A 12309-nucleotide genomic window follows, 5' to 3' on the forward strand; every position below is an offset into this window, starting at 1 on the left:
TCACTGCCTTATTCAAATTCTCTCACACCTATTCGTGAAGCGTCGCGAGCCCGTAGGGTGGGTTAGCCGCGACGGCGGCGTAACCCACCGCCGATACCGACAGGCATCGTCATTGGCCGGCCCACTGGGCCGGATGGTGGGTTACGGTCTTCGACCTAACCCACCCTACGCCTTGTAACTTGCAGCTTTTTATTTGACCAGGGTGCGCCATTCGGCATGCGCCGAGGTCTTGCCGGTGACCAGATCGAAGTAGGCCTTCTGCAGCTTCTCGGTGACCGGACCACGGCGGCCGATACCAATCTGCCGGCCATCGACTTCGCGAATCGGCGTGACTTCGGCGGCGGTGCCGGTGAAGAACGCCTCGTCGGCGATGTACACCTCGTCACGGGTGATGCGCTTCTCGACCACCTTGATGCCCAGCTCGTCGGCCAGTTGCAGCACCGTGTTACGGGTGATGCCATTGAGGCAGGAGGTCACTTCCGGGGTGTAGACCACGCCATTCTTGACCAGGAAGATGTTCTCGCCCGAACCCTCGGCCACGTAGCCTTCGGTATCCAGCAGCATGGCCTCGTCGGCGCCGCCGGAGATGGCTTCCTGCAGAGCCAGCATCGAGTTGATGTAGTTGCCGTTGGCCTTGGCGCGGGTCATGGAGATGTTGACGTGGTGGCGGGTGAAGGAGCTGGTGCGCACCTTGATGCCGACCTGCAGGGCTTCATCCCCCATGTACGCGCCCCAGTTCCAGGCCGCGACGATCAGATGCACCTTCAAGCCGGTGGCGCGCAGGCCCATGGCTTCAGAGCCGTAGAACACCATCGGGCGGATGTAGGCGCTTTCCAGGTTGTTCTCGCGCACCGCGGCACGGGTCGCCTCGTTGACTTCTTCTTTCGAGAACGGAATCTTCATGCCCATGATATGGGCCGAGTCGAACAGCCGATCGGTGTGCGCCTGCAGCCGGAAAATCGCCGTGCCTTGCGGGGTGTTGTAGGCCCGCACGCCTTCAAACACGCCCATGCCGTAATGCAGGGTGTGAGTCAGCACATGGGTGGTAGCATCACGCCACTGCACCAGTTCGCCGTCATACCAAATCACGCCATCACGATCGGCCATCGACATAATTTCGCTCCTCAAGAATTCTCTACAACCAAGGGTCGCCCCTTTTATTAACGCTAAGGCGCGTGACGGCTCTTGGGCACTTTGAGCGAGCCGCCAGGCGGCTCGCCGGAATATTCAACTCAGCCCTAACTCGCGCCAGATCCGCATCACTTCACGGCGTTCGAGGTGAAACTGCTCGCCACTGACGATGCCCGCCTGCTTCTGCAAGGCCAGGCGATGGGCCGCTGCGCGATAGGCCTTATAGACCTCCTGCAGCAGGGTGGCATCTGTGCTCGGGATCAGCCCGGCATGTTCCAACCCTTCTAAAATGCGGATGTTATCGGTGTACTGCAGCAGCGCTGGATACTCGCGCGACCAGGCCAAGGCGGCGTATTGCACCATAAATTCGATATCGACGATACCACCGGCGTCCTGCTTCAGATCGAACGGTGCCGCGGCCTCGAAGGCATTGGCGGCGGTGCCGGCGGCGGTTTCCTTGGAACCGAGGTTGTCGCGCATCTTCGCGCGCATCTCGCTGACTTCCAGCCGCAGCGTGGCCAGATCGCGTGCCCGCCCGAGCACCTGCGCACGCACCTGCTCGAACGCCGCAGCGACCCGCGGACAGCCCACCAGCACGCGCGCGCGCACCAGCGCCTGGTGCTCCCAGGTCCAGGCCTCGTTTTCCTGGTAGCGCTGGAAGGCGCCGAGGGAGCTGACCAGCAGACCGGAGGCACCCGACGGCCGCAGGCGCATATCGACCTCGTAGAGCTGGCCGGAAGCGGTCTGGGCGGTCAGCAGATGGATGATGCGCTGCCCCAGGCGGTTGAAGAACTGCGCACCGTCGATGGGTTTGGCACCATCGGTTTCCGCCTGCGGATCGCCATCGTGTACAAACACCAGATCCAGGTCCGAGCCATGGCCGAGCTCGAGACCTCCGACCTTGCCGTAGCCGACGATGATGAAGTCCGGATCGCACAAGCTGCCATCGGCGCGCCGCGGGGTGCCGCTTTTCGCCACGGTCTGGCGCCAGGCCAGCGCCAGCACTTGCTCGAGGATCGCCTCGGCCAGCCAGGTCAGGTAGTCGCTGACCTTCATCAACGGCAAGGTGCCGGCGATCTCCGAAGCGGCCACCCGCAGGCGATGGGCCAGTTTGAAATGCCGCAGCGCCTCCATCTGCTGCTCCAGGTCATCCTCGGGGATGCGCGTCAGCCGCTCGCGCAGCTCGGCGGCCAGCTCCGGCGCCAAGGGCGGCTTGAACAGGCGCCCCTCGTTGAGCAACTCATCGAGCAACAGCGGGAAACGGGTGATCTGCTCGGCGATCCAGGGGCTCGCCGCGCACAGTGTCAGCAGGCGCTGCAAGGCGCTGGGGTTTTCCGTCAGCAACACCAGATAGGCCGAACGCCGCGCGACCGCCTCGATCAGCGGCAACACCCGCTCCAGCACCAGATCCGGATTCTCGCGCTCCACCGCCTGTGCCAACAGCCGCGGAATAAAGGCATCCAGCCGCTCGCGACCGAGACGCTGCATGGCCCGCACCTGATTGCTGGCACGCAGCCCGGCCAAGCGTTGCCAGGCCGACTGCGCCTCGGCAAAGCCGGCTTCGCGCAGTTGCCGGCAGGCGGCCTCTTCATCCAGGGCATCCTCCCACAGCGGCAGCCACTCGCCGCCGACGCAGACCGCCGCCTCAACCCCCTCCTCCTCGTCCGGATCGGCGATGACCTGACGGAAGTGCCAGTCGACCCGCCCACGCCAGTACATCAACCGCTCGCGGAAGGCCGTCCAGCCGTCGAAACCCATGATGAAGGCGACCCGCGCACGGTCTTCGAGGCTGTCCGGGAGCATCTGCGTCTGCCGGTCGGCAATCGCCTGCAGGGCGTGCTCGGTGTAGCGCAGAAACTCATAGCCGGCGCGTAGCTCCTCGACCACCGCCGGCGGCAGGTAGCCCTGGCCTTCGAGGGTCTTGAGCACGTTCAGCAACGGTCGCTGTTGCAGGCTGAGGTCGCGACCGCCGTGGATCAGCTGGAAGGCCTGGGCGATAAACTCGACTTCGCGGATGCCGCCAGAGCCGAGCTTGATATTCTCGGCCATGCCCTTACGGCGAACTTCCTGCTGGATCAGCAGCTTCATCGCGCGCAGCGCTTCGATGGCGGAAAAGTCCAGATAGCGCCGATAGACGAACGGCCGCAGCATCTCCAGCAGTTGCGCGCCGGCGACCTGATCGCCACCGACCACCCGCGCCTTGATCATCGCGTAGCGCTCCCAGTCGCGGCCCTGATCCTGGTAGTACTGTTCCAGCGCATTGAAACTGAGCACCAGCGCACCGGCCGAGCCATAGGGCCGCAGCCGCATGTCGACGCGAAAGACGAAGCCGTCGACGGTGATCGCATCCAGCGCCTTGATCAGCCGCTGGCCGAGGCGAATGAAGAACTCCTGGTTATCCAGCGAGCGCTTCACCCCTTCGGTCTCGCCCCCTTCCGGGTAGGCGAAGATCAGGTCGATATCCGAAGACAGGTTCAGCTCGACCGCGCCGAGCTTGCCCATACCGAGCACGACCATCGGCTGCACCTGTCCGGAACGCCGACCGATCGGCGTGCCGAACTGCGCGCAATGCCGCGGGTACAGCCATTCGTACGCCAGGTCGATACAGGCGTCGGCCAACTCGGAGAGATCGCGACAGGTCTCCGCCAGATCGGCCTGACGGGTGATATCGCGCCAGATGATCCGCAACTGCTGGCGATTGCGCTGCCGCCGCAGGCGCCGCCCCAACTCATTTTCATCGGCGCACTCGGCCAACGCCGCGCGCAACTGGGCACGCAATTCGCCGACCTGCAGCGCGCGCTCCAGTTCGCCGCTGTCAGCCAGCGCCAGCAACATCTCTGGATCACGCGCCGCCTGCTCGATGACAAACTCGCTCGCCGCCGTCACCCGTTCGAACGCCGCCAGCCGCGCTGCCGGCCAAGCGGCCAGACACTCTGTAGCTGGCGGAGATAAGGCAGTGACCGCGGCGCGCAACGACTGCTGCGCACGACTGACAAAAGACTCAAGCGAGACCGGCAAAGCGGCGAGCGAGGGCAGGCTCATGATCTATCCTGTGATCGGCGTACTGCTGGCGATTGACCTGCCAACTGTCGCGGGTTTTGGTTTTAACGCTGAAAAATCTGTAGTTTTACTACTAAAGAATGTGTCGAGAGGGCTGAAATGGCCGTCGATTTGTAGTAAAACTACACGAGGCCGGTCCTACCTCCGGTAAATCCAAGAATTCACGTCGCCCGCCCAAAAGGCCGGCCGCGAACCCAGGCTCCCGATTCTGGAAGCCTTTCCGCCCTGGAGCAAGCCATGCAAGACCTCGATCCCGTCGAAACCCAGGAATGGCTGGACGCGCTTGAATCCGTCCTCGACCGTGAAGGTGAAGACCGTGCGCATTATTTGATGACCCGTATGGGCGAGCTGGCCACCCGCAGCGGTGCGCAGTTGCCCTATGCGATCACCACGCCCTACCGCAACACCATCCCCGTCACCCACGAAGCACGCATGCCGGGCGACCTGTTCATGGAACGCCGCATTCGCTCGTTGGTGCGCTGGAACGCATTGGCCATGGTCATGCGCACCAACCTGAAAGACCCGGATCTGGGCGGCCACATCTCCAGCTTCGCGTCCTCGGCGACGCTGTATGACATCGGCTTCAACTACTTCTTCCAGGCCCCGACCGAAGAGCATGGCGGCGACCTGATCTACTTCCAGGGCCACGCCTCGCCGGGCATCTACGCCCGCGCCTTTATGGAAGGGCGGATCAGCGAAGAGCAGTTGAACAATTTCCGTCAGGAAGTCGATGGCCAGGGCCTGTCGTCCTACCCGCACCCCTGGCTGATGCCGGACTTCTGGCAGTTCCCGACCGTGTCCATGGGCCTGGGCCCGATCCAGGCGATCTACCAGGCGCGCTTCATGAAGTACCTGGAGCACCGCGGCTACATCCCGGAAGGCAAACAGAAGGTCTGGTGCTTCCTCGGCGACGGCGAGACCGACGAGCCGGAATCCCTCGGCGCGATCGCCTTGGCCGGCCGCGAGAACCTCGACAACCTGATCTTCGTGGTCAACTGCAACCTGCAGCGCCTCGACGGCCCGGTGCGCGGCAACGGCAAGATCATTCAAGAGTTGGAAGGCGTGTTCCGCGGCGCCAACTGGAACGTCAACAAGGTGGTCTGGGGCCGTTTCTGGGACCCGCTGTTCGCCAAGGACGAGGCCGGCCTGCTGCAGGCGCGGATGGACGAGGTGGTGGACGGCGAGTACCAGAACTACAAGGCCAAAGACGGCGCCTATGTGCGGGAGAACTTCTTCGGCGCGCGTCCGGAACTGCTGAAGATGGTCGAAGACCTCTCCGACGACGAGATCTGGAAACTCAACCGTGGCGGCCACGACCCCTACAAGGTCTATGCGGCCTACCACCAGGCGGTCAATCACAAGGGTCAGCCGACCGTGATCCTGGCCAAGACCATCAAGGGTTACGGCACCGGGGCCGGTGAAGCGAAGAACATCGCGCACAACGTGAAGAAGGTCGATGTCGAGAGCCTGAAGCTGTTCCGCGACCGCTTCGACATCCCGATCAAGGACGACGAGCTGGAGACGCTGCCGTTCTTCAAACCCGAGGAAGGCAGCGCCGAAGCCCGTTACCTGGCCGAGCGCCGCAGCGCCCTCGGCGGTTTCGTGCCGCAGCGCCGGGCCAACAGCTTCAGCATCCCGACGCCACCGCTGGACACCCTCAAGGCCATTCTCGATGGCTCCGGCGACCGCGAAATCTCCACCACCATGGCCTTCGTGCGGATCCTCTCGCAACTGGTCAAGGACAAGGAACTGGGCCCACGCATAGTGCCGATCATCCCGGACGAAGCCCGCACCTTCGGCATGGAAGGCATGTTCCGCCAGCTCGGCATCTACTCCTCGGTCGGCCAGCTGTACGAGCCGGTGGACAAGGACCAGGTGATGTTCTACCGCGAGGACAAGAAGGGGCAGATCCTCGAGGAAGGCATCAACGAGGCGGGCGCCATGTCCTCGTTCATCGCCGCCGGCACCTCGTACAGCAGCCACAATCAGCCGATGCTGCCGTTCTACATCTTCTACTCGATGTTCGGTTTCCAACGTATCGGCGACCTGGCCTGGGCCGCCGGCGACAGCCGCACCCGCGGCTTCCTGATCGGCGGCACCGCCGGCCGCACCACGCTGAACGGTGAAGGTTTGCAGCACGAAGACGGTCACAGCCACATCCTGGCGTCGACCATCCCCAACTGCCGCACCTTCGACCCGACCTACGGCTACGAGCTGGCGGTGATCATCCGCGAAGGCACGCGGCAGATGATCGAGGAGCAACAGAACGTCTTCTACTACATCACCGTGATGAACGAGGCGTATGTCCAGCCCGCCATGCCGGAGGGTGTCGAGGAAGGCATCATCAAGGGCATGTACCTGCTCGAGGAAGACAAGAAGGAAGCCGCGCACCACGTCCAACTACTGGGCTCGGGCACCATCCTGCGGGAAGTGCGCGAAGCGGCGAAGATCCTGCGCGAAGAGTTCAACGTCGGCGCCGATGTCTGGAGCGTCACCAGCTTCAACGAACTGCGCCGCGACGGCCTGGCCGTCGAGCGCAAGAACCGCCTGCAACCGGAGCACAAGCCCGAGCAGAGCTACGTCGAGCAGTGCCTGGCCGGTCGCCAAGGCCCGGTCATCGCCTCTACCGACTACATGAAGCTGTTCGCCGATCAGATCCGTCAGTGGGTCCCGAGCAAAGAATACAAGGTGCTCGGCACCGACGGTTTCGGCCGCAGCGACAGCCGCCAGAAACTCCGCCACTTCTTCGAAGTCGATCGTTACTGGGTAGCGCTGGCCGCGCTGGAAGCCCTGGCCGACCGCGGCGACATTGAACCCAAGGTGGTGGCCGAGGCCATCGCCCGGTTCGGCATCGACCCGGAAAAACGCAACCCCCTGGACTGCTGAGGAGCGGAACGATGAGTGAACTAATTCGCGTACCCGACATCGGCAGCGGTGAGGGTGAAGTGATCGAGCTGATGGTCAAAGTCGGTGATCGCATCGAGGCCGACCAGAGCCTGCTGACCCTCGAGTCGGACAAAGCCAGCATGGAAATCCCCGCGCCCAAGGCCGGGGTGATCAAGAGCCTGAAGGTGAAGCTGGGCGACCGCCTGAAAGAAGGCGACGAACTGCTCGAACTGGAAGTCGAAGGTGCCGCCGCTGCGCCGGCTGCCGTTGCCGCGCCCAAAGCCGAGGCCGCAGCCGCCCCGGCCAAAGCCGCGGAGCCGGCTGTTGCGCCGGCTGCCGCCGCGACCGAGTCGGTGCAGGACATTCAGGTCCCGGATATCGGCTCATCCGGCAAAGCCAAGATCATCGAACTGCTGGTCAAGGTCGGCGACCGGGTCGAAGCGGATCAGTCGCTGCTGGTACTGGAATCGGACAAAGCCAGCATGGAAATCCCTTCGCCGGCTTCCGGCGTGGTGGAGAGCCTGAGCGTCAAGCTGGACGACGAAGTCGGCACCGGTGACCCGATCCTGAAACTCCGGGTGGCCGGCGCTGCCGCGCCAGTCGCCCCTGCACCGGCATCCGCCGCAGCGGCCAAAGCCGAGGCGCCAGCGCCCGCTGCCGCACCGGCTGCCGCAGCTCCGGTCGCCAAAGCCGAGCCGGCGCCGGTTGGCGCGCCGAGTCGCGAGGGTCGCCGCGTTCATGCCGGCCCCGCCGTGCGTCAGTTGGCCCGCGAGTTTGGCGTCGAATTGGCGGCTGTCAGTGCCACCGGCCCGCACGAGCGCATCTTGAAAGAAGACGTGCAGGCCTACGTCAAAACCATGATGCAGAAGGCCAAGGAGGTACCGGCCGGCGCAACAGGGGGCGCGGGCATTCCGCCGATCCCAGAGGTCGACTTCAGTCGCTTCGGTGAAATCGAAGAAGTGCCGATGACCCGCCTGATGCAAGTGGGCGCCAGCAACCTGCACCGCAGTTGGCTCAACGTGCCGCACGTGACCCAGTTCGATTCGGCCGACATCACCGAGCTGGAAGCCTTCCGCGTCGCGCAGAAAGCCGTGGCCGAGAAAGCCGGCGTGAAGTTGACCGTGTTGCCGCTGCTGCTCAAGGCTTGCGCGCACCTGCTCAAGGAGCTGCCGGACTTCAACAGTTCGCTGGCGCCGTCGGGCAAGGCCATCATCCGAAAGAAATACGTCAACATCGGCTTTGCCGTGGACACCCCGGACGGCCTGCTGGTGCCGGTGATCAAGGACGTCGACAAGAAGAGCCTGCTGCAACTGGCTGCCGAGGCCGCCGAACTGGCGGAAAAAGCCCGGACCAAGAAGCTCTCCGCCGACGCCATGCAAGGCGCCTGCTTCACCATCTCCAGCCTCGGTCACATTGGCGGCAGCGGCTTCACGCCGATCGTCAACGCGCCGGAAGTGGCGATCCTCGGGGTGTCGAAAGCCACCATCCAGCCGGTCTGGGATGGCAAGGCGTTCCAGCCCAAGCTGATGCTGCCGCTGTCGCTGTCCTACGACCACAGAGTCATCAACGGCGCCGCCGCCGCGCGCTTCACCAAGCGCCTCGGCGACGTGCTGGGGGACATCCGCACGCTGTTGCTGTAAGGCTTAAGTTTTTACTTTCGAGCATGCCACGCTCGTACCTCAGCCCCGCCTCTGGCGGGGTTTTTTTTGCCTCGCGCCAGCCAGGACTATCACCGTCATCCCCGCGAAGGCGGGGACCCAGTCAACAGCAGCGCGCAGCTAGCCTTTCTGCAAATTACGCAGCAGAAAAGACAGCGCCTTGGCCAGTTCCGCGGCGCCGTCATGGTCACGCCTGATGCTCAGCCACGGGCCGCCATCGACCGGGCTCTTGAACACGCAGACCTGCTCGGTCAACGGGCAGTCGTAACGGATATAGGGATCGAGGCCGAACACCGATAAGCGCTGATTGCGCACCGCCAGGGTCATGTCCTGCGCCGCGCGAGTTTGTTCATGGACCAACAATTCGCCCGGGCCACTGACGCTCAGTTGGTAGACCCGATCATGCCGCTCACGCTGACCGACCTGATAGGCGGCGCGCACGGCATAGCTGCGTAGCAACTCATTGCTGTGGGCCAGCAAGGCCTGGCGCTCGTCCTTAGTCAGGTAGAGGCGCTTCAGCTCGCTCAAATAACGCGCCGGCTCCGCACCGTTGAGTGCCGCCGACTCGGCCGCGTGCAGCGCCGGCGTGGCCAGCACTGCAGTGACCAGCCAGGTAGTGAATAACGCCAAAGTCCCCAGCCGCCTTGTCAGTCTCGATCGCATGATGCACCCCTGCCCAACGCTCTAGTGAAGAGGGCCATGGCCCCACTCGGTCAGCATACTGGAAGCGAGCCGCCCGATGAAAACCCATACCGATGCCGCCAGCCTGATGGAGCCCGCGGCGTTATCCTTGCCGACCAGCGGCCTGAGACCGGGGTAACGCCGGGCCTTGCATTTGGTCTACAAAGACATATCTCCTAGACAATCATCTCCACCTTAAGGAGCCGTCTGATGGTGCTGCGTTCGCAAATTCTCACCCACAAACTCGACCTGCCGAGCGCCGCACAGGCCTTACCGGGGCGTGACAGCCCAATGCCGGTGCCGACCGGCCACTTCGTCAACGGCCATCCGCTGCAGGGCCCGTTCCCGGCGGGCCTCGAACAGGCGATCTTCGGCCTGGGATGTTTCTGGGGCGCCGAGCGGCGCTTCTGGCAACAACCGGGGGTATGGACGACAGCTGTGGGTTACGCCGGCGGCCAGACGCCGAACCCGACCTATGACGAGACCTGCTCCGGCCTGACCGGCCATAGCGAAGTGGTGCTGGTGGTCTTCGACCCGCGCGCGACCAGCTACGCAGCGCTGCTGAAGGTGTTCTGGGAAGCGCACAACCCGACCCAGGGCATGCGCCAGGGCAACGATATCGGCACCCAGTACCGCTCGGCGATTTACGCCACCAACGCCGCCCAATTGGCCGCGGCCCAGGCCAGCCAGGCCTTATTCCAGCGCCAGCTCGAGGCCGCCGGCTTCGGCCCGATCACCACCGAAATCGCCGAGGCGCCGCCGTTCTACTACGCCGAGGCCTACCACCAGCAGTACCTGGCGAAAAACCCGGCCGGCTATTGCGGCCTAGGTGGCACCGGGGTGTGCCTACCGGCTTAACCCGGCGAGAGGCCGGGGCCACCTCGTAGGAACTTAGGGTGGGTTAGCCGGAGGCGTAACCCCAAACCCAAACAACGCCGCACTATCAACCAGTCATCCGCTTTACCGTGCGAGTCACGCCTACCTGGCTGAGGAGATTGTGTAGGGGGCAAGGCGTTGTGCTTATTGACGCCCTACATTGCGGCTTACGGCCTTGTTTACCTTTTAACCTGGCTTCGAGGTGTCAAATGTAAGACCTGACCCCGATACCCCTAGCAGCAGAGTGTTCATATTTTTCCGGCGCAGGGTATCAACGTAAACCAGCAGGCCGTATCAAACTTTCCGGCCCCCACACCTGTAGGCGCTGCCCCATCGTGAACACCGTGCCGGCCTAACCTGATGCACTGAGCCGGAAAAGTGTGAACACCCTGCTGCGTAAATTGATACAGCAGGTACGAGGTGATTGGGCAGTGCAGGACTGAAAGCGCAGGAGAATGGGGGAACTGTTGATACAGTTAACAGTAAGAGCGCAAGTCGAACGCTACGACTGGGGGGGGCACCGTAGCATTTCGACTCACTGTTCATCTCTATAGCGTTAGCAAAAAAATCAGCTCTTATTGGGTTAGTGCCTGGTTAAAGCTCGAAATGTCATGGATTACATCATTCTCTGATTCTTTTCCATCCACTAAGAGACCAAGGCCGTTAACAATAGCGGCTAGTTTGTCAAGCCTTGGGCTTGCCCCATCTGCAGCGGTGCCACTTATAAAAACTGCTCGAGAGAGACGCATTGAATAGTCATAAGTTGCGCCATCAAGAGTTAGGTTTGCTCTAGTCCCCGTATCTCGCCTTACGGACATCAACTCCTGCCGCCAGAGATTTTTCAGTTTGGTGTAAAGCTCTGGACTGATGCTGCGTCGATTTAATGTGACCGTTATGTCTTTTGCATCGCTCAAAGACTGTAGTTGATCAATACCATTGATTTTAATCCCCCTGCTCTTCTCAATCTCTTTCCAGTTCTCCTTAACATCCACATCATAAACTCTTGTTGATGCTGTTGCGGTTAATAGTTCTGGTCCGCTTTCGGCCTCTTTGATGTAGATGACCTTTTCTGGAGCGCTACTCCTAATCATAACTTGTGCGATTGAGTCCCTGGCGTATGCCTCCATGAACACAACCTTCAGTTTTTCGAAATATTGACCCGGCATGCCTAGCGTCAAATTGTGAGGGGCCAGAAAATCTTGGGCATTGGCCTTAAGTCCAGTCAAGAGAAGAAGAAAAAGAAAGGTTCTGAGTGGGGCTTTCATGGCTGGCATCCGCATTTGTTAGGAGTGCTCCCGTGGCGAGGCAAATATCTCTGCTTTATTGATGGGTCGCTGGTTCTACCATCATAAAACAGGTTGTTCCCCCCAGGCGTATTTAAATATATTCCATATGCTGGACCCGTGGCCCCGCTTTCAGATATGCCGTCCGCAGTATTGTAATCATTGTCTGAAAAATTCTCGTCATGATATGGATTTCCACTCCTTGGATGAGTGTGCCATATCATATTGGCGTCAGTTGGCTGCATATTTTGGAGTGCATTTCCTGGAACACTTGCTGGTTTTCCTTGGCTTGCAGCCTCTCCCTCAATAAAATTATATGTCCAGCAATTTCCTTTCCTAAATACCCATCCGCCATACTCGATAGATTGGTTTGGTTTCCCCCTAGAGTAGTTGCCTGCATCTACAGCGGCATCATCCGGAGATCCAAACAGATCGCCAGGTGCTAGACCTAGCTTATCAATGAGTGAAAGCGGATTTCCCATGACGTACCCGTAGGTATTCAATCCTCCACGCAACCCAATCGGATCACTCTCCACATAGCGCCCAGTCTCCGGATCATAGTCCCTGAAGTAGTTGTAGTTAAGGCCGCTGTGGCCGTCATACTGCTGGCCGGGGAAGCGCAGGGGGATGTCGGTTTGGATGCCGTTGCCGTCCACGTCCTGGTTGGGCTTGCCGACGCCGAAGGCGTCGCTGTTCCAGCTCCAGAGCAGTTTCTGGCTCTGGTCGGTGGCCAG

The 12309-nt window shown here is 61.7% G+C and carries 8 protein-coding genes; 3 read left to right on the forward strand and 5 right to left on the reverse strand.

Features of this window, described 5'->3' with window-relative positions; all coding sequences use genetic code 11:
* Positions 1 to 189: 189 nt before the first annotated feature.
* Both FFS12_RS12470 and glnE read right to left on the reverse strand, forming a co-directional pair.
* Positions 190 to 1113 (reverse strand): branched-chain amino acid transaminase, encoded by a 924-nt coding sequence (locus FFS12_RS12470; RefSeq protein WP_137887108.1) that lies wholly within the window; start codon positions 1111 to 1113, stop codon positions 190 to 192.
* Between the two features lie 114 nt (positions 1114 to 1227).
* A complete protein-coding gene (gene glnE, locus FFS12_RS12475) occupies positions 1228 to 4173 on the reverse strand; it encodes a bifunctional [glutamate--ammonia ligase]-adenylyl-L-tyrosine phosphorylase/[glutamate--ammonia-ligase] adenylyltransferase (protein WP_137887109.1) in 2946 nt (981 codons plus the stop codon).
* A gap of 255 nt (positions 4174 to 4428) precedes the next feature.
* Here glnE and aceE point away from each other — a divergent pair, with 255 nt between their 5' ends.
* Together aceE and aceF are read left to right on the forward strand one after the other, a co-directional pair.
* Positions 4429 to 7077: a pyruvate dehydrogenase (acetyl-transferring), homodimeric type gene (aceE, locus tag FFS12_RS12480; protein WP_137887110.1), complete on the forward strand. Its 2649-nt coding sequence runs from the start codon at positions 4429 to 4431 to the stop codon at positions 7075 to 7077.
* An 11-nt stretch (positions 7078 to 7088) separates the two neighbouring features.
* Positions 7089 to 8717, forward strand: a complete 1629-nt coding sequence (aceF, locus tag FFS12_RS12485; protein WP_137887111.1) for a dihydrolipoyllysine-residue acetyltransferase — start codon at positions 7089 to 7091, stop codon at positions 8715 to 8717.
* A gap of 138 nt (positions 8718 to 8855) precedes the next feature.
* Here aceF and FFS12_RS12490 read toward each other — a convergent pair whose 3' ends face one another.
* Positions 8856 to 9398: a hypothetical protein gene (locus tag FFS12_RS12490; protein WP_256657376.1), complete on the reverse strand. Its 543-nt coding sequence runs from the start codon at positions 9396 to 9398 to the stop codon at positions 8856 to 8858.
* 228 nt (positions 9399 to 9626) lie between these two features.
* Here FFS12_RS12490 and msrA point away from each other — a divergent pair, with 228 nt between their 5' ends.
* Positions 9627 to 10274 (forward strand): peptide-methionine (S)-S-oxide reductase MsrA, encoded by a 648-nt coding sequence (gene msrA / locus FFS12_RS12495; RefSeq protein ID WP_137887112.1) that lies wholly within the window; start codon positions 9627 to 9629, stop codon positions 10272 to 10274.
* A 593-nt stretch (positions 10275 to 10867) separates the two neighbouring features.
* Here msrA and FFS12_RS12500 read toward each other — a convergent pair.
* Both FFS12_RS12500 and FFS12_RS12505 read right to left on the reverse strand, forming a co-directional pair.
* Positions 10868 to 11557 carry a hypothetical protein gene (locus FFS12_RS12500; RefSeq protein ID WP_137887113.1) on the reverse strand — a complete coding sequence of 230 codons (690 nt, stop codon included), beginning with the start codon at positions 11555 to 11557 and terminating at the stop codon, positions 10868 to 10870.
* The coding region (locus tag FFS12_RS12505; RefSeq protein ID WP_137887114.1) for an RHS repeat-associated core domain-containing protein at positions 11554 to 12309 on the reverse strand (756 nt) is incomplete at its 5' end. The genes FFS12_RS12505 and FFS12_RS12500, both read right to left, overlap by 4 nt.

The sequence above is a fragment of the Pseudomonas sp. 2FE genome (genome assembly GCF_005503735.1).
Lineage (GTDB): Bacteria > Pseudomonadota > Gammaproteobacteria > Pseudomonadales > Pseudomonadaceae > Aquipseudomonas.